The organism is Neobacillus vireti (genome assembly GCF_001026695.1).
Lineage (GTDB): Bacteria > Bacillota > Bacilli > Bacillales > Cytobacillaceae > Neobacillus > Neobacillus vireti.
Genome location: NZ_LDNB01000014.1, coordinates 1 through 22489 on the forward strand (window position 1 = coordinate 1; position 22489 = coordinate 22489).

Sequence of the window (22489 nt, forward strand, 5' to 3'; positions counted from 1 at the left end):
AGCTCAGCTTGGTAGAGCACTTGGTTTGGGACCAAGGGGTCGCAGGTTCGAATCCTGTCTTCCCGACCAGTCGAAAAATAAATTTTTAACATGGGGCCTTAGCTCAGCTGGGAGAGCGCCTGCTTTGCACGCAGGAGGTCAGCGGTTCGATCCCGCTAGGCTCCATTTTATTCGGAGGAATACCCAAGTTTGGCTGAAGGGATCGGTCTTGAAAACCGACAGGCGGGTCATACCGCGCGGGGGTTCGAATCCCTCTTCCTCCTCCATATTTTATTACTATTTAATTTTTATTGTCGCGGGGTGGAGCAACGAGCATTGCTTCAATGAATTAACTGCGAGTTGTATCAATCGAGCTGCTACTTGAATAGGCTTACTGAGATTGATACAGTCCATGTAAACAATGAGCATGGGCAAAATTTAATATAATTTTTATCGTCGCGGGGTGGAGCAGTCTGGTAGCTCGTCGGGCTCATAACCCGAAGGTCGCAGGTTCAAATCCTGTCCCCGCAATATGGTCCGGTAGTTCAGTTGGTTAGAATGCCTGCCTGTCACGCAGGAGGTCGCGGGTTCGAGTCCCGTCCGGACCGCCATTTTTTTTATCCAGGTAGATTCATTGCCGTTGATATATATTCTTTCTGTGGCTCAGTAGCTCAGTCGGTAGAGCAGATTGCTTACTTCTTCGAATAAACTACTGTGGCAATCTGCGAGAAAGAACGAAAGTTCTTTTGAGCAAAGGATTTGTACAAACTTGTTGTAGGTAATTATCTTTTTTTTGGCTCAGTAGCTCAGTCGGTAGAGCAAAGGACTGAAAATCCTTGTGTCGGCGGTTCGATTCCGTCCTGAGCCATCTTTATATGAAATATTCTTTTGTGGAGGGGTAGCGAAGTGGCTAAACGCGGCGGACTGTAAATCCGCTCCTTCAGGGTTCGGCGGTTCGAATCCGTCCCCCTCCACCATTATGGCGATTGTGGCGAAGTGGTTAACGCATCGGATTGTGGTTCCGACATTCGTGGGTTCGATTCCCATCAGTCGCCCCATTAATTATAATGTGGCAGCATAGCCAAGTGGTAAGGCAGAGGTCTGCAAAACCTTTATCCCCGGTTCAAATCCGGGTGTTGCCTCCAAATTTAAGCACGCGGGTGTAGTTTAGTGGTAAAACCTCAGCCTTCCAAGCTGATGATGTGAGTTCGATTCTCATCACCCGCTCCAATCATTACCGTTGGGGCCTATAGCTCAGCTGGTTAGAGCGCACGCCTGATAAGCGTGAGGTCGATGGTTCGAGTCCATTTAGGTATCATAAATTTATATTTATATTGTTCCGCAGTAGCTCAGTGGTAGAGCTATCGGCTGTTAACCGATCGGTCGTAGGTTCGAGTCCTACCTGCGGAGCCATATTTTAAAACGTAGTAGTAGAGAGCAAAGTATCTCTACTTTTTTTGTCGTCTAGGAAACGGGTTGAGTGGTGTCAGCCCCCTACTCTTCAGTGCTTGTTAAAACTCAAACAGCCATTTCTTCAAAGAAACGGCTGGATTCCTTTATATTAAGAGCGTATTAGGTCAATAAGCTATTTTTCATTTTAGGTAATATTGTTTTTAGCTCAATTAAGTCATCGATTACCAAATCAGCCTGGGCGAGTTCATCTGCTTGTGCAAAATCAAAATTACAACCAATTGAAATTAAACCATTATCTTTAGCTGCATTTATATCGGATAGACGGTCTCCGACCACTGCTGCTTTTTTTATATTATATTTTTTTAAAATTGTTTTAACTAAATCTCCTTTATCAAGCGTATGTATTTGTTGAATACTGAATGTTTCAGTAACCCAATTATCTAAATGATAATAACTCACAATTGCTTTTAAATATTCCGTTAAACCATTACTCGCTATGTAAATTGAACAATTATTCTCTTTTAAATAACTGAAAACTTCCTTTACATTAGGATATAAAGCACCTTTCCCCGTTCTTATGTTTTCAACTAATCTTTTTAGAAAATATGCATCAGTTTGTTCCCTTACTTCAATGGAATGATTAGGTAACAAAGCTTCCCATACTTTTGGTAATGGCACACCCATAATTTCACGGTATTTATCAATAGGGGTTTTTGTATCCCATTTATTTAGTGACCGCAAATAGTTAAAAGTATCATCGAGTGATAATTCTAAAATTTTATCTGTTTGAAATAGAGTTCCATCCATATCAAAAATCAGTGATTGTAACATTGCGTTCTCTCCCTTTTTCCCAGTGCTCCTTATCTTCTCAAGTTTAACATAAAGACAGAATAACTTAACCAAACCCTATTCACCTAATCCCGTTTGCGGCTTTTTCTTTTCTTAAAAAATCTAAATATACAGAAAATACTTTACAAATTAATTCTAAAAATAGATAGTAGAAATATATGATATATGAAGGGACAATTAAAGGGGGGGGAAAACGATTGAAAAAATTTTTGAGCGCAATCCCATTATCATTCCAGCATTTGTTTGCGATGTTTGGTGCAACAATTTTGGTGCCGGCACTAACTGGTCTTGATCCAGGCAGTGCACTTATTGCCAGTGGTTTAGGAACATTGATTTTCCATCTTATTACACGCGGAAAGGTTCCCACGTATCTAGGTTCATCTTTTGCCTTTATTGCTCCACTTGCGTTATATGTCGGGGAGTTACATTCACCGGGTCAAGCCGTTGCAGGTCTTATCAGCGTTTCCATTGTTTATGCCATTGTATCTATGATTATTTCCTTTGTTGGTTTTGAAAAAGTTCGCAAGGTAATTCCTGCAGTTGTCGTCGGACCTGTAGTAAGTATTATCGGTCTTTCGCTAGCAACCACGGCGGTGACCAGCATGGCTTCGACCAATTGGGATGTCGCTATCGTCAGCCTTCTGGCAGCAGTCATCGCAACGCTTGCTGGCACAAAGGTGATCCGGCTCTTTCCGCTCCTCATCGGTCTTGCAGTAGGGTATGCATATGCAGCGGTGCGTGGATTTGTTGATTTTCATACAATTGCAACTGCACCGACTTTTGCTCTTCCACATGTTGTCATGCCGGAATTCACGTGGGTCGTAATCCTCGGAATGGCGCCGATAGCCCTGGTTACCATCATCGAGGACCTTGGACATATGTTTGTGCTAAATGAGATTACAGGAAAAGATGTGACAAAGAATCCGGGATTTTCAAGCATTCTATGGGGGAATGGCATTGCAACATTAATCTCTGGCTTCATCGGCGGACCTGCGCAAACCACTTATGCGGAAAACCTAGGGGTTCTAGCCATCACACGCCAGTTTTCCAGTAGGATTATTCAAGGCGCTGCGGTTATTGCGATTCTTCTTGGCTTGTTCGCTAAAGTTGGAGCTGTTATTCAATCCATTCCAGTTGCAGTGATGGGCGGCATCTGTATCCTGTTGTTTGGTATGATTGCTGCAATGGGCATCCGTCACCTCATTGAGGAAAAAGTGAGTCTGGCTAATATGAAAAATTTGGTCATCGTTGCAATTATCTTCATCATCGGAGTTGGGTATGCCCATAATGGTATCGCCTACGCTACCATTGCCGGATTGCTTATCTATTGGCTCATACCCGATTTTACAACAAGGAAGGAACGTTAATACGAAAAAGCCATTCCCAACATTTTCAGCGGAATGGCTTTTTATTTGTCTTTGAACAACTAGATCACAGGAAATGGTTTTGGACGTTGAAAGGCTTATATATCAAGGATTTCAACTGTTTTAATTAAACGTTTGTTTGATAGGGAAAATAGTAGAAGATGGTCGTGGACATGATGTGACAGATGATTTGGAGTGAGGTTGCGCATTACAATCTCAAAATATTGGACGCACAATCACTCATTACCCGTCTTTGTTTCTTGTATAATAATATTTAGGTAAAAAAGAGGAAAGAAGGGGAGTGAAAAATTGAAACCGAAAAGAATTACAGTTGTCATTCCAATCATGATAATCGTTATGGCTGTAGCCCTTTGGATGCTTAATAAGGACTTTTCAGAAATACAATTAGGAATTAGATTAATCATTGCAATAGGAGCTGCACTATTTTCAGGATTAATCTCCTATTTTCTTTTTCCAGAAAATGAACGAAGGAAACGGTCTTGATTACATTGAGGTAGTTTTCATAAGGGTAAGAATAGTAACCGCAAGATATTTTGAACTGCCCGCTAACTTTAAATAACTCAAAGATAGCGGGCAATTCTTTAATTTAAACTAACATTTTTTTGATCCGGTTCACCTTGAAACTGCCCCGAACCAAATGGTTGTTTACTCCTTCTAACTGTAAAGCTCCTTTAGGCTTTGAAAATTCTGCTGATAAATCTCCGGAGAAGTCCAATTTTGATATTTAAATGGTATAAGAATTTCCTCTAAATTAGCTGTGATTGCGATTTGAATCATCTCGGCGATATAATCGCTTACTTCTAAAAGGTCTTTTTTTGTTCCAATTGGGCCATGGCCAGGTACAGCTTTTTGAAAATCAAGACTTCCTACTTTCTTTAAAATTTGAATCCATTGCTCAGGGTTGGATTCCTCAAAAAATGAAGGATGAGAATTTACAAATAACAAGTCCCCCATAAATATTACCTTTTCATTTGGAATAAAGAGAACCGCATCACAGTAGGAATGTCCTCCTCCCCAAGTAAAGAGTTTCGCACTCCTTTTTGTTCCATGAAACGTTATTTCCTCTTTAAACGTTTGCTTCGGCAAGACTAATTCTAATGTTGGTAGTGAGGTTTCTACTTCGCTTAAGAAGCTTATTTTTTGCGCTAGCTTAATATCATTGGTTTTCCTCATTTGCGCTTTTAATGAATGAATATAATTTGTAAGATCTTGTATATTATCTATCTGCTGCCTGATTCGTGTTGGTTGGAGATCCTTTATTTTTTCGTAAGTAAGTTGGCTAGAAATAATCGTACTGTCCTGGAAAACCTGATTGCCGCGGATATGGTCTCCATGCCAATGACTATTAATAACAAAGGTGACGGGGCGGTTTGTTATCTTTGTTGCGATAGATTTCAATTCTTCAGCAGCCTGCTGCGTATTAAATGTGTCAAACACAATTGTTTGGTCCCCTAAATCAATAAAGCCAGCATTGCCTACTGAACCACCGCCCTCTTTTGCAATGGCGGCATAAATTCCTTCACTAACTTTTTCAAGACTAAAATGCCTGCTGAAAAATTCTCCATTCATCTAATTTCTCTCCCTTGCCCCTACTTATTTTTTGAAAACTAAGATGTTTGTTTTATAAATCCATTATATGATGGCTATAGGCACCTCGACTACTTATTGAGCAAAGAGTAAATCGATTTGATGTTTTAGAGCGAATATTCGTGCCAGCTCAATGGGGGTATAAAAAAAACGACATTCAAGGAAGGAATGTGGTTTACTAATGATTCAATTTCTCTTTTTCAATAATATCCTTTACTACATCCTCAATCGTTACATGTCCAAGAGCTTTTTCCAATGCCGTTTGGGCAATTTCAAAAAGTGGACCAATTGCATTTTGAATATTTCTACCGACGGGACATTGTGGATTGGGATTTTCATGTATGCTAAACAATTCTTTCTCTTGGACAACGTTAACTGCTTTATATACATCTAGCAATGTAATTTCGGATAAGTTCTTCGCCAATTCAGCTCCTGCTATACCAGGGCGAACGTTTACCAACCCTGCATTTTTAAGCATCCCCATTATTTTTCTGATTACAGCTGGATTGGTGTTTACACTTGCAGCTAGATATTCAGATGTACTTACCCCGCCTTTATTGATTTCAATAAGTGCTAATATATGAATTCCCACAGCAAAACGACTGCTGATAGACATTTCATTTCACCTTCTTTAATAAGATTCAACCTAATAGTATACCTGTAATTAGTTCAATTACAAGCGTATTTTCCTTTTGTATATGCACAAAATGAAAAAAGGATTTATAAAAGTATTGACAAAAAAGCAAGATGTAATTAATATGGTTACAGGTAATCGTTCTAATTACAAGTTAATTATTATTATAGGAGGGCAATAAAATGAAAATTGGAATTATAGGTGCGAGTGGTAAAGCTGGAAGTCTTATTTTGAAAGAAGCAGTTAGTCGAGGACATGAAGTAACAGCTATTGTTAGAGATGCAGCAAAACTTAAAGATAAAAGCGTTTCGGTCATTGAAAAAACTATATTTGATCTTACTTCAGATGATGTAAAAAAGTTTGACGTAGTTGTTAATGCCTTCGGTGCTCCACTTGGTGAAGAGCAGGCACACGTTGATGCTGGACATGCGTTAATTGAGGTACTAAAAGGAACAAAAACAAGAGCAATAATTGTAGGCGGAGCTGGAAGTCTTTATGTAGATGAAAATAAAACCGTTAAGGTAATCGATACACCTGATTTTCCAGATATCGTTATCCCAACAGCTAAAGGGCAAGGGCGGAACTTGCAAGAATTACAGGAAACATCTGCTATTACCTGGACATTTATCAGTCCTTCTGCGGTATTTGATCCGGAAGGAAAAAGGACTGGATCTTATCAATCTGGAAAAGATCATCTTCTAGTCAATTCAAAAGGAGATAGTTACATCAGCTATGCAGACTATGCAATTGCAGTATTAGATGAAATTGAAAATCCCCAGCATACAAATGAACGTTTCACAGTTGTCGGTGAATAAGTGCCTGTCACCACCCGGATTTTGTCGAAAGCTTCGACATTATTCGGGTAGTGACAGGCACATTTTTAATCCTTCTTGAATTGGCGGAAGAACCAGAAGATGAAAAGCCCCCCTAAAACGAGGCCCAATAACCCTTCCCCGTTAAATAAAACGATATTTCCATTAATCAAGCCTTGTTTATTTGTATAAATATCGCCCAGTACGTTTGTATTGATAACACCCCAGACGGAATGGAGGAAAAGAACAGGGATGATGTTCCCCGATAAATAATAACAATAGGAAAATGGAAAACTAAACACAAACACGCAGCCTGCTTGAATCAAGCAAATTAACCAAGGATGACCTATTCCAGTAGCTTTTGCCAAGAAAAAAACAGTAGGAACATGGTACAATGCCCAAATGATCCCCAGAATGATGGTCGCCTTTGTTTTTCCCCATTGCATTGTAAACTTCGGAAGCAGATACCCTCTCCACCCATATTCCTCTCCTAAAACTGTAAATAGATTGATAAGAATTGTGATTACGAGTGTGACAAGCATTTTAACAACTGGTACTGTGTAAGCATTCCATGTTCCGATCCCTAAGATCTGTGATAGGAAGGCACAAAGCAAAACGAAGCCAATCGGATAAAAAATGCCGAACAGCAATGCTTTTGCATTAAGTTTCTGTTTAAATCCATGAACCCCCTCCCGCCCGAAAATACTAAATATAATCGCGATCGCTGCAGGAATAAACATAATGAGTGGAAACATTTTTAGGCCTACACTCGGCTGAATAAACAGAACTGCTGTGACAATCCATGTAGTGATAAGAACAGTCACTGCGTAAAACAATCCGTTATTTTTTAGAACCATAAAGGTCCCTCCTTTGTGAATTCTTTATGGACTAATGGTAATCTTTTGCAGAAAGGCTTGAAAGAAACTAAAGTAACCAGCTGCATATGACTTTAGTTATCATTTGTCGATTACTTTAGGTATCTATTCTGTTTTTTAGCAGAATAGTATAATGGTATTAAAAACGCTGGAGGTGGTTTCATTGACTAAACATAAGCCGCCGATGATCATTTTGATGTTTAGAATTATTCTGATTGTGACGACTTCCATTGATATCCTTTTGCGCCCCCAAATAGCGATTATGTTGAAGGCTGCGTTCATTTTCGGATTCATCCTTCTTCATCTGAATGATCATTTGAGAAATCGTTACCAACTTTTTGAAAACAATCGTAAAATATATTATCTGTCTATGATGGGAAGTATCGTTGGAACAGGTCTATATTTGATTCGATTCGATAGTCTGCCGCTTAACTTTTATTTTGTTTTTCCAATCGTCGAGATTTTCCTCTATCGTCCTTGGATTCAAAGCGGACTGCTCATCCTTCATGTTTTCGTATTTTTGAGCGTAATGTTCGTTCTTAAGGCGGGAGTTCAGCAGGCCTTGTTCCCGTATCTCGCCATGCTGCTGCTCATCTATCTGTTTCGCAGCAACAGCAGGGAGAAAGAAAAGGGAAATCTGCTTAATGCTGAATTGATGGAGGCTAATGCGAAGCTAAAGGAAATCACGATTGTAAAAGAACGGACGAGAATTGCCCAGGAACTTCATGATTCCATTGGTCATGCCTTGATTGCTTTGAAAATGCACTTGGAATTTACCGAGAATATGATTGACACGGACCCAAAAAAGTCAAAAGAAGTGTTAGGCAAAGCTCTCGGAATCTCGCAGACTTCCATTACAGGTCTTCGCAAAGCGGTTGATATCTTAAAAGATGATCAAGCCTGGAAAAACAAGATCAAACTGCGCGATTCACTTGATGATTTAATCGAAAGCTTGCAAATGGCCGGGGGATTGAACTTTGAATTATTTTTCGATGACACGGCCGAGTACACGAGCAAGGAGATCCAAAAGGGGATTTATGAAACGGTGAGGGAGGCCATAACCAACGGAATCAAGCATGGAAATGCGAGTAGTTTTCATATAGATATTTTTGTACACGACCATAAGCTGTTTGTGAAAGTCGAGGACGATGGGGCAGGGTGTGCCGATATTAAAAAATCTCACGGCTTACAGGGAATGGAAGAGCGAATCCATTCATTAAACGGTAACATTCAGTTTGTGTCGACCAAGGGCAATGGTTTTGCTGTAGAGGCGGAAATTCCATTTGTAACGAGTGCGGGGTGATGAAAATGATTGAGATTATCATTGTGGATGACCAAGGGATTGTCAGGGATGGCTTAAAGATGCTTTTAAGTTTAAATGAAGAAATTCGGGTCATCGGGGAGGCGGCAAACGGTGAGAACCTCCTTAGTCTGCTTAAAGATAAGGTCCCGGATGTTATTTTAATGGACATAAGAATGCCAATTATGAACGGCATTGAGGCAACAAAGGCGGTTAAGGCTCACTATCCACATGTGAAAGTAATTATTTTGACCACTTTTAATGAAGATGAGTATATTTTCAATGGACTGAAAAATGGAGCGGATGGTTTTATTCTGAAGGACTCTGATTTAAAAGAGATTATTAAATCCATCAAAGCAGCGCATGAGGGCACGCTAATGCTTCATTCGCAAGTGACAAGCAAGCTTATTAATGCCCTACAGAATGTTCCAGAATACCCGTCTTCCTCTTCCGAGAAAAAAATCGATTTATCAAAGCTGCTGACACCAAGAGAAATCGAAGTCGTTGAACAAATCATGCAAGGGAAAAGTAATAAGACCATTAGCGCAACATTATTTTTAACAGAAGGCACCGTAAAAAACTATGTATCTCGAATACTTGATAAATTAGAACTGAAAAGCCGTTCTGAATTAATAATTTTTCTTAAGGGGAAATAATAGAAGTAGCCGGGGAGTTTTCATCCCCCGCCAGTGCAATATAAGTGCACTGTCACCACCCGGATTTTGTCGGAAACTTCGACATGATTCGGGTCGTGATAGGCACTTTTATTATTTTTTTATTAGCTACTTGAAAGCCGAGAATACTCTCGTTATAATAAAACCGAGAACAATCTCACTTTTAGGAGGCGGAAACCTTTGACACCGAAAGTTTCAGAAGCATACAAAGAGCAAAAAAGGGTTGAGATCTTAATGGCAGCTGCTCAAGTTTTTCAACAAAAAGGCTTCGAACCTACAACCATGAAGGATATTAAAGAGGCTGCAAACATTAGTTTTGGAAGCTTATATTCATACTTTTCAAGCACAGAGGAAATTTTCACGAAAATTTTAGAGATTTCCCATTCGCAAGATGATTCTCAGGAAAAAAGATTGGCAGGAACGGCTTGGGAAAAGATTGAGTATTTTTTGGACTCACAGGCCGCAGGTTTTGAAGGGATTAAGCAATCCATCGTGCCAGTCGCCTATGAATATTTTATGACTGCCTGGAGGGAGGAAAAAAGGCTCCCGCTTTTGCAAAATCGATACGAACAGGCGGTAACGGAGCTTAATTCCTTTATTCAAGAAGGAATAACAAGTGGAGAATTTCCGCCTGAACTATCCGAAACAGCCATTACGAAAATGATTATTTCAATGCTAGAAGGATTGAATATTAGCTCCTTGTTTTTGGAGCAAAAATTAGTTGAGGCCCAAAGTCAGATTGATGTGTTAAAGTCCGTTTTAAAAACTTTATTACATGTGAAGGAGAAATAAACATGTCCCCTCTTCAGATCGCGGCATTTGTAATGCCGTTAGTATTTCTTGTTTACCAAATGATCATTGACTTTGCCAATCTTTATCCGTTTAATGATATCCATTCAAGGGATCAACGCCTGCGTAAATTTGAGGTTTTAGGCAATTATCCACCTCTTGTCATTATCGCGGCCTGTTTTTTCTTTTCTAATGGAATTGGGCATTGGTTTGGTTGGGTTTTGACGAGCATCATTATGGTGATGCATTTATTGGCATGGTGGATTCCTTATTTGACGGGTTATCCGCACCAGGTTCGGGTGGATTATGAAAAATACTTTCATAACACTTATAAATTTTTGCCGGCGATAAAAAATCATATTATCCCGGATGCTGAGCATGTGGGAGTAGGTGTGCTTCTCACGGCAACCCTTATTGTTCAGAGTGTCTATTTATTTACCTAAAAACAATAGATAAATAACGTTTTTAGTATAAAACTAGCATTAGGATGTTCTCCTAATGCTAATTTTTCCTAATAATGGCTGTTTTTGTGAAAAAGTGTTGTTATAAACGACAATTCCCCTCTAAAAAATCACTGGTTGGTGTAAAATTATACGTTTTAGCAAGTTAACCTAATTTATCAGCGATTTTTGTTAGTTTATCAGCGAATCTAGGATTTTATCAGCGAATCTAACCACTATATCAGCGAATTTTCAATTTTATCAGCGAATCCAAAAAAACAACTAGCTTTATGAAAAGAGCCCGACCAAAAAGACGTCTCCGCTCGAAATCCCGCTAAAAATCTGAACATAGATGGGATCTTGTTCTCTTCCAGTGCACGTTCTATTATGAACGATTTCGACCAAGGGGGACGATAAGCGGCGTATGAGTGACCGGGTCTTCGATGACATGGCATTTTAGACCGAATACTTCTTCAATGAGTTCTTCTGTGACGATGTCGGATGGGTTGCCTTGGGCGATAACCTTTCCTGCTTTCATGGCGATCAGATGGGTGGCATAGCGGGCAGCATGATTCAAATCGTGAAGCACAGCCACTAAAGTATTTCCTTGCTCATTGAGATCCGTAAATAATTCGAGTAACTCAATTTGATGTGCAATATCTAAGTAAGTGGTTGGCTCATCCAAAAGAAGCAATGGGGTTTGTTGGGCAAGTACCATCGCAACCCAGACTCGTTGGCGTTGACCACCGGAAAGCTCATCGACAAAGCGGTTGGAAAGCTCAATTGTATTGGTCAGCTCCATTGCGGTCTCAACGCCCTGTTCGTCTGCCTCAGTCCATTGCTGAATGAGGTTTTGATATGGATATCGTCCATGTGCACCCAAATTGGCAACGGTGATTCCATCATGAGCAGTTGAGGATTGTGGCAGAAGACCAAGCTTTTTCGCCACTTCCTTTGATTTATATGTACTAATTTTTTCCATCCAATAGCACATGACCGGCTAAAGGTTTAATTAGATTGGCAAGGGTGCGCAACAGAGTGGATTTCCCACACGCATTTGGTCCGATAATGACTGTAAAGGATCGGTCAGGTATCTCAATCGAGAGATTTTGGGAAATCACGCGATGATCGTGTTGGGTGGTAACATCTTCTGCTCCTAAACGCGAACGGATAGTTGAAATTGCTTGGGTTTGAATGTCTGCTTTTGATATGGCCATAATCAAAGTCACCACCCGGATTTTGTCGAAAGTTTCGACATTATTCGGGTGATAACAGGGACTTTTATCATCCCTCTTTGATCGTCGTGATTTTTCCACTTACAGTTATTTTCACATATGATCGATTTCCAATAATAAAGAATAGAATACTTCCCAGTACTACGAGTGAAATCGTCCAAAACATGATTTGTCCATGATAGTGACTTAGCAAGAAGCCGCCAAATATGGGTCCGATAAAATTGCCTATTTTTCGAAATTGTCCAGCTCCAAAATAGGTTCCTCTTAAATGGTCAGGGGCCAGCTGGTCAATCATTAGACTATTGGACGGAAAGATGAGGATTTCCCCAAAGGTTAACAATATCATGGAAAGGATTGCTGTAACCCAGCCATTAATCATACCGCAAAGCAATAAACCTATGGCCATGAAGGAGGCGCCAACAATCATTACCTGCATCGGTTTATACCGATTTGCTATATGGCTAATGGGCATTTGCAGGAAAACCACCATCACGGCATTAAGTGTTAACAATACGGAAAAAACATAGACCCCATTACGAAGAGTAGATGACAAAAATTGTGGCAGAGTGGAATCTACTTGAACATAGCCAATATTCACTAGGATAATTCCAAGTAATAAATAGAGAAATGCTTTATCCCTTTTGACCATTTTGATTGCTTGCAAAAATGAGACAGATTTTTTAATCGATTGCTCGGATCGGGGAATGGAAAGCTTTTCCATTAATACTAATAAAGCGAATGCATATACAAGATAGATAATCCCGGTAATAGTGAATGACATATTTGCTGAAGTAGTAGCCAGGTATGCTCCTAAAAGAGGTCCAACTGATGCACCGATATTGAGTGCGGTATATCTTAAGGAATAGGCCTTCATTCGGTTCTTCTTTTCGGTCACATCTCCCATTAAGGCCTGTGAAGTTGGTTCGAAAAAGGAATTGCTAAGTCCATTTAAAGCGTTCAGCAGTATAAAACATCCTTGGCTATTCGCAAGCGCAAAACCAAAATAAACAAAGGCAATCGAGAACAAGGCAAACTGCATGACCCTTTTTCTGCCAAAGCGGTCGGATAAATGGCCGCCGATAAATCCGCCAACGGTTGCCATTAATGGGCTCATTCCAACCGTTAAGCCAATAATGACAGGCGACAGGTCCAGATGTCGGGATAGATAAATGGATAGAAAAGGCAAGGTCATAAAGGCAGATCCTCTTGAAAGAATCGTTCCAATTAACAATACCCATACGATTGGATGAAATTCATTGAAATAACCTTTTATTTTGTTCATATATAGATCCTCATTTCTTTCATCTTTTACTCGGAAAGTAAAAGAATGGCTGTGTAACTATATCATGATTTCATTCATATCGTAGCACCATAAATTCCATAAGGAAATTATATATTTTTTATACTTTTCGATAAGGGAATCTTATCGCTTGTCAAAAGCCTGACATTCAAACCTAGTGCTCGTGAAAGCTACAGCAGGATAGTTTAATAAAAGTAAATTTTTAAACAATTGCAAAAACAGCAGGTTGTTTTCCAATTGTTATTATATTAATGTTAGTTAAGTGAAGAATATTGGTCACTTCAGTAATACTACATAAGGGATTTCATTATAAAAGGAGGCCTATATTATGAAAAACAATAGGAAAATGTTATTAGGAATGTTTACTGTAGGATTTGTAATTTTATTGGCTGCTTGTGGGAACTCATCTAAAGAGTCAAGTGCTCCGTTGGACAACCAGTCACAAAACAATTTATCTGAAAAAACAAAGGACGATTCTTCTAAAATGGATTCAACAGAAAATGCTTCAAATACCGACAACACTGATACAAACAATAATGATACAAACAAAATAGTGGATACATCAAACAATGTACCTGCAAAAGAAGAAGATGCGTCTACTAATAATTCTACAGCGAGTCTGAAGGAAAACTATCTTAAGAAATTAAATGATACTAAAAAAGAAATGGACGAAATCGGAAAAAATTCAAAAGATACATCAACATACGGGATGAAAAATGAGCAAGGAAAAAGATACGACGTTTGGGATGGATTGTTGAATGAAGTTTATGGAGTCCTAAAGAAACAACTTACGACAGAAGAAATGGACAAATTGAGAACAGAACAACAGAATTGGATAAAATATAAAGAGGATACTGCATTAGAGGCATCCCTAAAATATAAAGGCGGTACGGAGGAACATTGAGAATATGTAACGGTGCTGGCAAATCTTACAGAGGAAAGAATCTTCAAATTAGTTGAAGATTATATGAAATAATTTTTCATCACTGGCCATACAACAAATTGTGAATTGCTCTACTTAAATAAAATGGAGCTTTAGTTGAAGAAGAAAACCAAAAAATATTAAAAATAACTCAGTTCTTGCCGAACTGAGTTATTATTCTCTATTCGAGATTAGCATGTTTACCATACATTTTATTCGTATCTAAGCCTTTTTTCTCCATAAAGCGCAAGATTAAGGCATCATAAAATAACAACATTGTTTGCTCAAATAGAGATCCCATCGGTTGAATGGTCTTGTAATCACCTTGAGACTGGTCTTTCGTTACTCCCGGTAATTTGACAATAATATCAGCTAATTTTCCAATGGTTGATTCTGGCGAAATCGTTACAGCTGCGACTGTACCTCCCAGGCTTTTTGCCTTTTCAGCAATAGCAACTAAAGTTTTGGTTTCTCCTGAACCTGATCCAATGATTAATAAATCGTCCTTTTCTAAGTTAGCTGTTACGGTTTCACCAACTACATAGGCATCAATCCCCATGTGCATCATTCGCATCACGAAAGATTTACCCATAAATCCGGATCTGCCCGCACCAGCTACAAAGATTTTCTTGGATTCTAAAATCTGATTGACTAATTTTTCTGCTTCTGAGTCAGAGATTAAGTGTACCGTTTGCCTTAATTCTTCCACGACTTTTGCTAAATATTGAGTAGTCTCCATCGGACATTAACCTTGTTTAATTAATTCCTGCATTTCACGTGCAGTGGCTTGTTTATCTTCTTTGCTTGTGATACCGCCGCCGACAATGATGAGGTCAGGGTGTTCCTTGATTACTTCCGGAAGTGTTTCTAATTTGATTCCACCGGCAATCGCCGTTTTGGCATTTTTTACAACGCTCTTAATCGTGTGTAGATCTTCAAAGGAGTTTTTTCCTACAGCTTGCAGATCGTAACCTGTGTGTACGCAGATATAATCGGCACCAAGTTCGTCCAATTCTTTCGCACGGGCTGCAATGTCTTTCACTGCAATCATATCCACAAGGATTTCTTTTCCTTGTTTTTTCGCTTCTTCAACTGCGCCTTTAATGGACTCGTCTTCTGCGGTTCCAAGAATCGTAATGATGTCAGCACCTGCTGCAGATGCTTGGCTTACTTCATATCCAGCGGCATCCATAATTTTTAAGTCAGCTAATACAGTTAAGTTAGGAAAAGCAGCCTTTACTTCTTTCACTGCTTTAAGACCTTCATTGATTACCACTGGTGTACCAATTTCTACTACATCAATGTACTCTTCTACCTCTTTCACTACTTCAATGGCTCCTGGAATATCGACAAGATCTAATGCTAATTGTAATTTCATGTATATTCGCTCCTTTTAGAATAGTGTTATTGGTTGTGCCAAGTGGCTTCCACAAATCAGGTGGAAATGTTTCCTATTGAAAATCCATTTGCTCACCAGCACGATGTTTAGTATACTCACTATGTCAATAAATTAAAAGTACGCACTTTCAACGCATATAGTGCTAAAAAGTATACTATTGGATAAAATAAAGGAGAGGTGAAGGAAATGCCAAATTTAGGAGAGAAATTGTTTAACTGTGAAAAAGAATTAACGCTTGCCGTTATTGGTGGTAAGTGGAAAATGTTAATTTTATGGCATCTAGGCAAGGAAGGAACGAAGCGATTTGGTGAATTAAAGGCTCTTATACCGGGTATTACCCAAAGGATGCTTGTTAATCAATTACGCGAACTGGAAGATCATTTAATCGTTCATCGAGAAGTTTACCCTGTAGTTCCGCCAAAAGTGGAATATTCCTTGACAGAGTATGGAAGAAAACTGATGCCGATTTTAGATGCTATGTATGAATGGGGCAAAAATTATATTGAGTATGTATTGGAAAAAGAACCTGAGCATCAATCCGTTGTTAAGTAGAAAAGGCTTCTTACCATACGGGAAAAGACAATTATAACTTCCCACGGTTTAGCTATTTTTAACCGTGGTTTTTCCATTGCTTTGTATATAAAGAGTAGAGATAACAACAAATTTAATTAAAAAGCCTTGAACAGCGATTTTTACATATTGCTGCTCGAGGCTTTTTTACTTAGAGCCCCCCTTTTTTAAGAACCTTTTGGGCGGTAGGGAGGTCCCGATCTTCAGCTACTTTCATACTTTGCTGCTTTAAACTTTAGCTGAGTGGGGGTCTGACCCCGACATGAAGGTCTTCAAATTCTCTTGCGATTCTTTCGAATGCTTCCTTTATAATCGGCCGTGGAGAAGGGATGCAAATTCTCTGATACTGTAATCCTTCTTCTCCAAACATACTCCCATCCTCTAGTAGAACATTCGCTTTGTTATAAATTCGATCATGAACTTCTTCAGGTGATAGCCCATACGCACTAAAGTCCATCCACATCACGTAAGTCCCTTCAGGAATTCTAACTTTTACATGTGGCATTCTTTCAGCCAAGAAATTGACTACCCATTCCATTGTGCCATCGATGTATTCTTTCAATTGGTTTAGCCAATCTTCGCCCTCATTATATACGGCTATAAGAGCGGAGATTGTGAATGGCGATGCTAATTGAAAGCCCATGGTGTCGATGAATGTTTTTCTTAGCTCTGGATTTGGGATGATCACGTTCGTACAATGAAGTCCTGCTACATTAAAGGTTTTATTGATTGCCGTACAAGTGATAATATGGTCGCCTTTGTCGGTAGATTTTGCAATAGGAGTAAATGTAAGGTTGCGTCTAATTAAATCTCCGTGAATTTCATCCGCAATGATAAGCACATCATTTTCCGCGCAAATTTCAGCTAATTTTTGAAGTTCTTCGCTATTAAGGACTCTGCCTGTTGGATTATGAGGATTGCATAGAATGAACATTTTCGTCTTTTTATCCTTTGCTTTCGCTTCAAAATCTTCGAAGTCAATAGAATAATAACCTTCTTCATCACATTTAAGTGCATTATTGATCACTTGTCTTCGGTTATTTTCTATCGCTGCTGTAAATGGCGGGTAAACGGGACGTTGAATGATGATCCCATCGCCAGGTTCTGTGAATGCTCTTACGGCAATATTTAAAGCATTGACAGTACCTGGGCTATAAATGATTTCTTCCTTCTTGATGTTCCAATTATGTCTCCTGCTAAACCAATGTTGAATGGCTTCATAATACTCTTCGGGAAATATGGAATAACCAAATATCTTATGATCAACCGTTTTATGCAATGCGTCAATCAATGGCTGTGGTACAGGTAAATCCATGTCAGCTGTAAATAATGGGATAGAATCTTCATCATATCTTTCCGTGATGCCGATTTCTTTAATTAATTCCCCGCCATCCCATTTTAATGAATAGGTTCCTCTGCGATTGATTACTTCATCAAAGTTGTATTTCATCTGAAATCCACCCTTCTCTTTTTATCATTCCACTTCCTATTTACCCTTTTTGCATTCAACACAAGTTCAAACTGGCTGCTCATTTGAAAATCTCCCATTTTGCTGTTTAGTATCGAGTTTGTTTAAATACCGATAGACTGTAGCTTCTGATGTTTTCAAATACAATGCCACTTCTGATACAGCACCCTTAATCAAGAAAACGCCCTTTTCATTTAATTGTTTAACTACATCAATCTTTTCATCAGCCGACATTCGATCTGGAGGAATATTTGTTTCCGAAAGAGTTTTAAAAAGAATGGAGGTAGTGAGCTCTTCTATAGACTTATGAAAATCTTCAATTGGATTTTCAATATTGCCTGGAACCCTTCCGTTTAAATCTAAGCCATTTGACGATACCTCAAATACTCCATTGATCAAACTATCCAAAAGATTCCTAGTTTCAACCATTTTGCTTTGATCCATGTTAAAACAAAGCAGACCGACAACATTCCTACTGTCATCTTTAATGAAGAATGTAGACGATCGAACAATTTTTCCTTCATGGGTTTTTCCAGAATAATTTACTAAAAAGTCTTTTTCGACATATGATTTATTCTTTAATATTTTTAAGGCTAAATCTGTAAGTGACCCACCTACTTTTCTGTTGCTAATGTGGCTATTTTTAATTGCAACAATTGAATTCTCAATATTTCTCACATCATGCAGAACGACTTCGCATTGGTTACCCATTACACTGCCTAAAAACTCAACAAGTTGAACATAGGGCTGCAATTGCGAAGGTATGTGATTTCCCATTTTTAAAACCACCCTCCTATTCATAGATAATAATTTCTCATTGTAATAATTTATTATTATTTCTGATTTTCATTATACATAAATTGAAACCGCTTTCAATATTTTTTTAATCTTTAAAATATTTATGAACTAGAGTAAATCGAAAGCCTTGGGAATTAATTCCTAAGGCTTTCGATTGTCGACAAAAGTTATTCCTAGTTTCTCTATTATGATGGTTTCTTTTGTTTTTGGTCTAAAATATGACTAAAGAATGTTAGCAGACTTGCACCGACCGCAACAATCCCACCGACCCATGTTACATTCATTAAATTCCCCTGATGGTATACAATTCCGCCTAGTGCAGAACCAAATGCGATCCCTACGTTGCTTGCCACTGGCATTAGTGAAGCAGCGAGTCCTGTTGCTTTTGGCTGATAAATTCCGGAAAGGTCTATTAAATAAAGTTGGGTAGATGTAGTTAAGAGGATAGCCATTAACGACATCAATCCAATGTTTGCAAGTCCTAAACTAAAATGATTTGTAGTCCAAAATAAGCTTGTCAGAACAACAGCCTGCACGAGAAAAACAAACTGAAGGCGACCGATTGCATTGTGACTGGCAATTTTACCGGCGAGGATATTGCTGAAAATCGAGATAAATCCGTAACCAAATAAGATTAAACTAATTGAATGATTTGGTGCTCCCATTCCCTTCAAGATCGGAACAAGGTACGTAAAGACGGCATAAGTTGCGCCGAATCCAAGAGCGGGAATGAAAAAGGCCATCAAAATTCGTGGCTTGGTCAATAAAGAAAACTGATCCCGTATCGAACTGCGTATTTGGCTGAGCTTATTAGGCAAGACGAAAAAGGATGTTAAAAACGCTAATCCACCTAGGAAGGTAGTTAACATGAAAGTGGCATTCCAGCCGTACCATTCAGCAATTACAGTACCAATGGGCACTCCGACTACATTTGCAAGTGTGAAACCACCGAAAACGAATGATATAGCAAGTCCACGTTTATTAATCGGCATCGTTTCACTTGCAACAATCATTGCTAGAGAGATTAATACTCCTGTTACAATCGCTGTCATAATCCGAAGGGCAAGGAGCATGATGTAACTCGTCGAAATTACGCACAAAGCATTCAGGAGGATGAAAGATCCTATCAAAAACAACATCCATTTACGTTTTGGAAAATGACTTGTTATTGACATCACGATTGGTGTGGCGATGGCAAACGTAATTGCAAACGCAGAAACGAGTGTGCCTGCTTTTGCATTTGTCATATGAAGGCTTGAGGAAATATCGGTTAAGATTCCGACAATAACAAATTCGCTTGTTCCGAGAACAAATGTTAATAAAGTAAGAGTTAAGATGAGCAACCAATGTTGCTTGGATAATTTTGTGGAGTGCATAAATACCTCTTTTCTAAGATGAATGTAAATGTGTCACATAGTAGATACACAGCTTAAACATCATACCATAAAATTAGTTTAGATCCGGTTTGGGGATCATCGAGTATTTTTAAACAGAGATTTAATTCCTTGTTTGTAAATTCTCCGCTTGGAGGTGCGAGGTTAGGTTCAGAGTGTCTTTCCATATGAAAGAATTGAAGCAGGGAGGATTCATATTGATCCCATTTCCCTTCTGTTACTTCAATCGAAAGCTTCGGGCACGGTGCATTCTCGAAGAGTCCGCGTACAATCTGGTCGTATTCCATTAGGAACTAATAGTGAAATTGGTCTAGAATTGGCAGGAAAAAAAGCATTTTTTATCGAATTGATTACCAGAAACTTTGAATTGAGGGTGAATTAGGTTGGATTTTCGGTTTCAAATGGAAAATGAGCGGAAGGAGAAATGTGTTGAATAAAAAGAAAAAAAGATTGATACAGGCTAGTATTTTCATTGTTGGTCTAATTATTATTGCCTTTGTTTTTCCTACTTGGACACCTCCTATAAAAGGTGGCAATAGCATTAGTACGTTAGAGCAGATTGAAATAAATGGGACCCAATTAGAAGTGATGATTAGAGGGCATGACCATTCTAATCCCATTATCCTGTTTGTTCACGGCGGGCCGGGTTGTTCGGAAATACCTTATGTACGAAAGTATCAAGATTTACTTGAGGAAAATTTCACGATTGTGCACTATGACCAGCGAGGCAGCGGGAAATCCTATCACTTCTTTGAGGATTACTCGAATCTATCAACCGATGTTCATGTGAATGATCTTTTGGCATTGACAGACTATTTTACGAAAAAGCTGGGACAACAAAAGGTCCTTTTAATTGGCCATTCATTTGGAACCTATATTGGCATGAAGGCTGCAAGCATTGCCCCTGAAAAATTTTCCGCTTATATTGGAATTGGGCAAGTTTCCGATCATATCCAAAGTGAATTGGACAGTTTAAATTTTACCATCCATCAGGCTAAACTCGCCAAAAACAGGAATGACGTAGAAAAGCTGGAGAGTCTAAAAAGCACGATTGAAACTGGGGAATCGCTGACACCAAGAAGTTTCGTGCGTAAATATGGTGGAGCGGCAAGGCTGATTAATGACAACATGGATTATTTTTGGGGATTTCTGCTAAGCCCAGAATATAATTTACTTGACGTCATTCGTTATGCAAGAGGAGTCTCAATCTCACAAGATATCTTAATATCCGAAGAAAAAAAGCAAAATATTACGAGTCTAGTAAAACGTTTGGAAATACCTTGTTTTTTTGTCATGGGAAAGTTCGATTATATGACGTCCGTTAATGCTGCAAAAGATTACTTCAATAAAGTGGAAGCGCCGGTAAAGGAGTTTGTTATTTTTGATCAATCCGCCCATTATCCTCAATTTGAGCAAAAAGAGCAGTTTGCCGATTGGTTAAACAGAACATGGGGTTTGCTAAATAAATAAGAATAGAACAATGCCTTTCACTCCCTGAATAATGTCAAAGAATTCGATAAAACGCTGGTGCAGACGGTTACTTAACCAAAGGAAACTCGAACGATGATCGAGAAACCATTATAGCGAAAGGGAGGATATTGATGTCAAAGAGTTGTTAAAGAGACTGCTTGACGAGGTGATGCCTATTGAAGAGGTACAAATACGTAAAAAGCAGAAATACACATAAGTGCGTATTTCTGCTGGATTCATTAAAAGCATTATATTAGTTTCTTCAAACCTTCATAACTAGTTTTAACCAAAGGGTGATCCTTCTTGAATTGGCGGATGAACCAGTAGATGAAAAGTGCACCTAAAACAAGACCCAATAACCCTTCCCCGTTAAATAAAACGATATTTCCATCCACCAATCCCTGCTCGTTCGTATAAATATCGCCCAGCACGTTTGTATTGATCACATTCCAGACAGAATGTAGAAACAGGACAGGGATGATGTTCCCTGATAAATAATAGCAATAGGAAAATGGAAAGTTTATCGCAAACACGCAGCCTGCCTGAATCAAGCAAAGTAACAATGGATGGCTTATTCCAGTTGTTTTAGCTAGGAAAAAAACGGCAGGAGCATGGTACAATGCCCAAATGATTCCGAGAATGACGGTAGCTTTTGTTTTTCCCCATTGCTCCGTCAACTGCGGAAGCAGATAACCTCTCCAGCCATATTCCTCTCCTAAAACCGTAAACAGATTGAGGAGAATCGTGATCACGAGTGTGGCAAGCATTTTACCATCAGGAAATTTGTCAGCATTCCAGGTTCCGATTCCTAAAATCCGCGCCAGGACCGCGCAAAGCAAAATAAAGACAAGTGGATATAAAATGCCGAACAGCAATGCTTTTGCATTCATTTTCTGTTTAAAGCCATTGAATCCCTTTCGCCCGAAGATATTAAAGATAATGGCAACGGCGGCTGGAATAAACATAATGATTGGAAATGTTTTTAGACCTATACTCGGCTGAATAAATAGAGCGGCGGTGATGCCCCATGTAAGGATAAGAACTGTTAATGCGTAAAATAATCCGTTATTTTTTTGTACCATTACTGGTCACTCCCTTTGTGAATTCCTTATGGTTCCATGGTAATATTTTGCTGGTATGGTTAAAAGAAACTAAAGTAACCAGGTGCATATGACTTTAGTTATCATTCGCTGAAT

At 38.9% G+C, this 22489-nt stretch carries 21 protein-coding genes, 11 tRNA genes and 1 pseudogene; 21 read left to right on the top strand and 12 right to left on the bottom strand.

Going from position 1 to position 22489, the window contains the following annotated elements:
- The first annotated feature begins 92 nt into the window (after positions 1-92).
- From AA980_RS17390 to AA980_RS17440, 11 genes are all read left to right on the top strand, one after another.
- Positions 93-165: transfer RNA gene (locus tag AA980_RS17390), tRNA-Ala, on the top strand.
- 8 nt (positions 166-173) lie between these two features.
- Positions 174-266, top strand: a tRNA-Ser gene (locus AA980_RS17395).
- A gap of 170 nt (positions 267-436) precedes the next feature.
- A tRNA-Met gene (locus AA980_RS17400) sits at positions 437-510 on the top strand.
- A 3-nt stretch (positions 511-513) separates the two neighbouring features.
- Positions 514-590: transfer RNA gene (locus AA980_RS17405), tRNA-Asp, on the top strand.
- Positions 591-774: 184 nt separating this feature from the next.
- Positions 775-847: transfer RNA gene (locus AA980_RS17410), tRNA-Phe, on the top strand.
- Between the two features lie 24 nt (positions 848-871).
- Positions 872-956, top strand: a tRNA-Tyr gene (locus AA980_RS17415).
- A gap of 5 nt (positions 957-961) precedes the next feature.
- Positions 962-1037, top strand: a tRNA-His gene (locus tag AA980_RS17420).
- A gap of 13 nt (positions 1038-1050) precedes the next feature.
- Positions 1051-1124: transfer RNA gene (locus AA980_RS17425), tRNA-Cys, on the top strand.
- A gap of 11 nt (positions 1125-1135) precedes the next feature.
- Positions 1136-1209: transfer RNA gene (locus tag AA980_RS17430), tRNA-Gly, on the top strand.
- 13 nt (positions 1210-1222) lie between these two features.
- Positions 1223-1297: transfer RNA gene (locus AA980_RS17435), tRNA-Ile, on the top strand.
- Between the two features lie 20 nt (positions 1298-1317).
- Positions 1318-1392: transfer RNA gene (locus tag AA980_RS17440), tRNA-Asn, on the top strand.
- 159 nt (positions 1393-1551) lie between these two features.
- On the opposite strand, the gene AA980_RS17445 is transcribed toward AA980_RS17440, so the two are convergent.
- Positions 1552-2223 (bottom strand): HAD family hydrolase, encoded by a 672-nt coding sequence (locus AA980_RS17445; RefSeq protein ID WP_024028721.1) that lies wholly within the window; start codon positions 2221-2223, stop codon positions 1552-1554.
- A 215-nt stretch (positions 2224-2438) separates the two neighbouring features.
- On the opposite strand from AA980_RS17445, the gene AA980_RS17450 reads away from it, so the two are divergent.
- Together AA980_RS17450 and AA980_RS17455 are read left to right on the top strand one after the other, a co-directional pair.
- On the top strand, positions 2439-3608 hold the full coding sequence (locus tag AA980_RS17450) for a uracil-xanthine permease family protein (protein ID WP_024028722.1): 1170 nt from the start codon (positions 2439-2441) through the stop codon (positions 3606-3608).
- Between the two features lie 306 nt (positions 3609-3914).
- Complete coding sequence (locus tag AA980_RS17455) at positions 3915-4109, top strand: hypothetical protein (protein ID WP_024028723.1); 195 nt, start codon at positions 3915-3917, stop codon at positions 4107-4109.
- A gap of 171 nt (positions 4110-4280) precedes the next feature.
- Here AA980_RS17455 and AA980_RS17460 read toward each other — a convergent pair whose 3' ends face one another.
- Positions 4281-5195 carry an MBL fold metallo-hydrolase gene (locus AA980_RS17460; protein ID WP_024028724.1) on the bottom strand — a complete coding sequence of 305 codons (915 nt, stop codon included), beginning with the start codon at positions 5193-5195 and terminating at the stop codon, positions 4281-4283.
- A 196-nt stretch (positions 5196-5391) separates the two neighbouring features.
- Complete coding sequence (locus tag AA980_RS17465; protein WP_024028725.1) at positions 5392-5829, bottom strand: Rrf2 family transcriptional regulator; 438 nt, start codon at positions 5827-5829, stop codon at positions 5392-5394.
- Positions 5830-6029: 200 nt separating this feature from the next.
- Here AA980_RS17465 and AA980_RS17470 point away from each other — a divergent pair, with 200 nt between their 5' ends.
- Positions 6030-6662 (top strand): NAD(P)-dependent oxidoreductase, encoded by a 633-nt coding sequence (locus tag AA980_RS17470; protein ID WP_024028726.1) that lies wholly within the window; start codon positions 6030-6032, stop codon positions 6660-6662.
- Positions 6663-6727: 65 nt separating this feature from the next.
- Here the strand turns inward: AA980_RS17470 and AA980_RS17475 are convergent, their stop codons facing one another.
- A complete protein-coding gene (locus tag AA980_RS17475; RefSeq protein ID WP_024028727.1) occupies positions 6728-7516 on the bottom strand; it encodes a CPBP family intramembrane glutamic endopeptidase in 789 nt (262 codons plus the stop codon).
- 181 nt (positions 7517-7697) lie between these two features.
- Here AA980_RS17475 and AA980_RS17480 point away from each other — a divergent pair, with 181 nt between their 5' ends.
- The 4 genes from AA980_RS17480 (at position 7698) to AA980_RS25870 (ending at position 10740) form a co-directional block, all read left to right on the top strand.
- Positions 7698-8837, top strand: a complete 1140-nt coding sequence (locus AA980_RS17480) for a sensor histidine kinase (protein WP_024028728.1) — start codon at positions 7698-7700, stop codon at positions 8835-8837.
- 8 nt (positions 8838-8845) lie between these two features.
- Entirely contained in the window at positions 8846-9490 is a 645-nt protein-coding gene (locus tag AA980_RS17485; RefSeq protein WP_193392252.1) for a response regulator, read from the top strand.
- A gap of 198 nt (positions 9491-9688) precedes the next feature.
- Positions 9689-10300, top strand: coding sequence for a TetR family transcriptional regulator (locus AA980_RS17490; RefSeq protein WP_024028730.1), 612 nt, complete (start codon positions 9689-9691; stop codon positions 10298-10300).
- A 2-nt stretch (positions 10301-10302) separates the two neighbouring features.
- On the top strand, positions 10303-10740 hold the full coding sequence (locus AA980_RS25870) for a hypothetical protein (RefSeq protein WP_024028731.1): 438 nt from the start codon (positions 10303-10305) through the stop codon (positions 10738-10740).
- A gap of 382 nt (positions 10741-11122) precedes the next feature.
- On the opposite strand, the pseudogene AA980_RS17500 reads toward AA980_RS25870, so the two are convergent.
- Positions 11123-11837, bottom strand: a pseudogene (locus AA980_RS17500) (ABC transporter ATP-binding protein).
- Between the two features lie 184 nt (positions 11838-12021).
- Complete coding sequence (locus AA980_RS17505) at positions 12022-13254, bottom strand: MDR family MFS transporter (RefSeq protein ID WP_024028734.1); 1233 nt, start codon at positions 13252-13254, stop codon at positions 12022-12024.
- 346 nt (positions 13255-13600) lie between these two features.
- Here AA980_RS17505 and AA980_RS17510 point away from each other — a divergent pair, with 346 nt between their 5' ends.
- On the top strand, positions 13601-14176 hold the full coding sequence (locus AA980_RS17510; protein WP_024028735.1) for a lysozyme inhibitor LprI family protein: 576 nt from the start codon (positions 13601-13603) through the stop codon (positions 14174-14176).
- Positions 14177-14375: 199 nt separating this feature from the next.
- Here the strand turns inward: AA980_RS17510 and hxlB are convergent, their stop codons facing one another.
- Together hxlB and hxlA are read right to left on the bottom strand one after the other, a co-directional pair.
- The gene (hxlB, locus tag AA980_RS17515; RefSeq protein ID WP_024028736.1) at positions 14376-14933 is read right to left on the bottom strand and encodes a 6-phospho-3-hexuloisomerase; all 558 of its coding nucleotides are present in this window, start codon (positions 14931-14933) and stop codon (positions 14376-14378) included.
- A 6-nt stretch (positions 14934-14939) separates the two neighbouring features.
- On the bottom strand, positions 14940-15572 hold the full coding sequence (gene hxlA / locus AA980_RS17520) for a 3-hexulose-6-phosphate synthase (RefSeq protein ID WP_024028737.1): 633 nt from the start codon (positions 15570-15572) through the stop codon (positions 14940-14942).
- A gap of 207 nt (positions 15573-15779) precedes the next feature.
- Here hxlA and AA980_RS17525 point away from each other — a divergent pair, with 207 nt between their 5' ends.
- On the top strand, positions 15780-16145 hold the full coding sequence (locus AA980_RS17525; RefSeq protein ID WP_024028738.1) for a winged helix-turn-helix transcriptional regulator: 366 nt from the start codon (positions 15780-15782) through the stop codon (positions 16143-16145).
- 253 nt (positions 16146-16398) lie between these two features.
- On the opposite strand, the gene AA980_RS17530 is transcribed toward AA980_RS17525, so the two are convergent.
- From AA980_RS17530 to AA980_RS17540, 3 genes are all read right to left on the bottom strand, one after another.
- Positions 16399-17613 (bottom strand): MalY/PatB family protein, encoded by a 1215-nt coding sequence (locus AA980_RS17530; protein ID WP_024028739.1) that lies wholly within the window; start codon positions 17611-17613, stop codon positions 16399-16401.
- Between the two features lie 66 nt (positions 17614-17679).
- Positions 17680-18408 carry a helix-turn-helix transcriptional regulator gene (locus tag AA980_RS17535; RefSeq protein WP_024028740.1) on the bottom strand — a complete coding sequence of 243 codons (729 nt, stop codon included), beginning with the start codon at positions 18406-18408 and terminating at the stop codon, positions 17680-17682.
- A gap of 206 nt (positions 18409-18614) precedes the next feature.
- Positions 18615-19805 (bottom strand): MFS transporter, encoded by a 1191-nt coding sequence (locus tag AA980_RS17540; protein ID WP_024028741.1) that lies wholly within the window; start codon positions 19803-19805, stop codon positions 18615-18617.
- Positions 19806-20252: 447 nt separating this feature from the next.
- On the opposite strand from AA980_RS17540, the gene AA980_RS17545 reads away from it, so the two are divergent.
- On the top strand, positions 20253-21293 hold the full coding sequence (locus AA980_RS17545) for an alpha/beta fold hydrolase (protein ID WP_024028742.1): 1041 nt from the start codon (positions 20253-20255) through the stop codon (positions 21291-21293).
- A 248-nt stretch (positions 21294-21541) separates the two neighbouring features.
- On the opposite strand, the gene AA980_RS17550 is transcribed toward AA980_RS17545, so the two are convergent.
- Positions 21542-22375 carry a CPBP family intramembrane glutamic endopeptidase gene (locus AA980_RS17550; RefSeq protein WP_024028743.1) on the bottom strand — a complete coding sequence of 278 codons (834 nt, stop codon included), beginning with the start codon at positions 22373-22375 and terminating at the stop codon, positions 21542-21544.
- Positions 22376-22489: the final 114 nt, after the last annotated feature.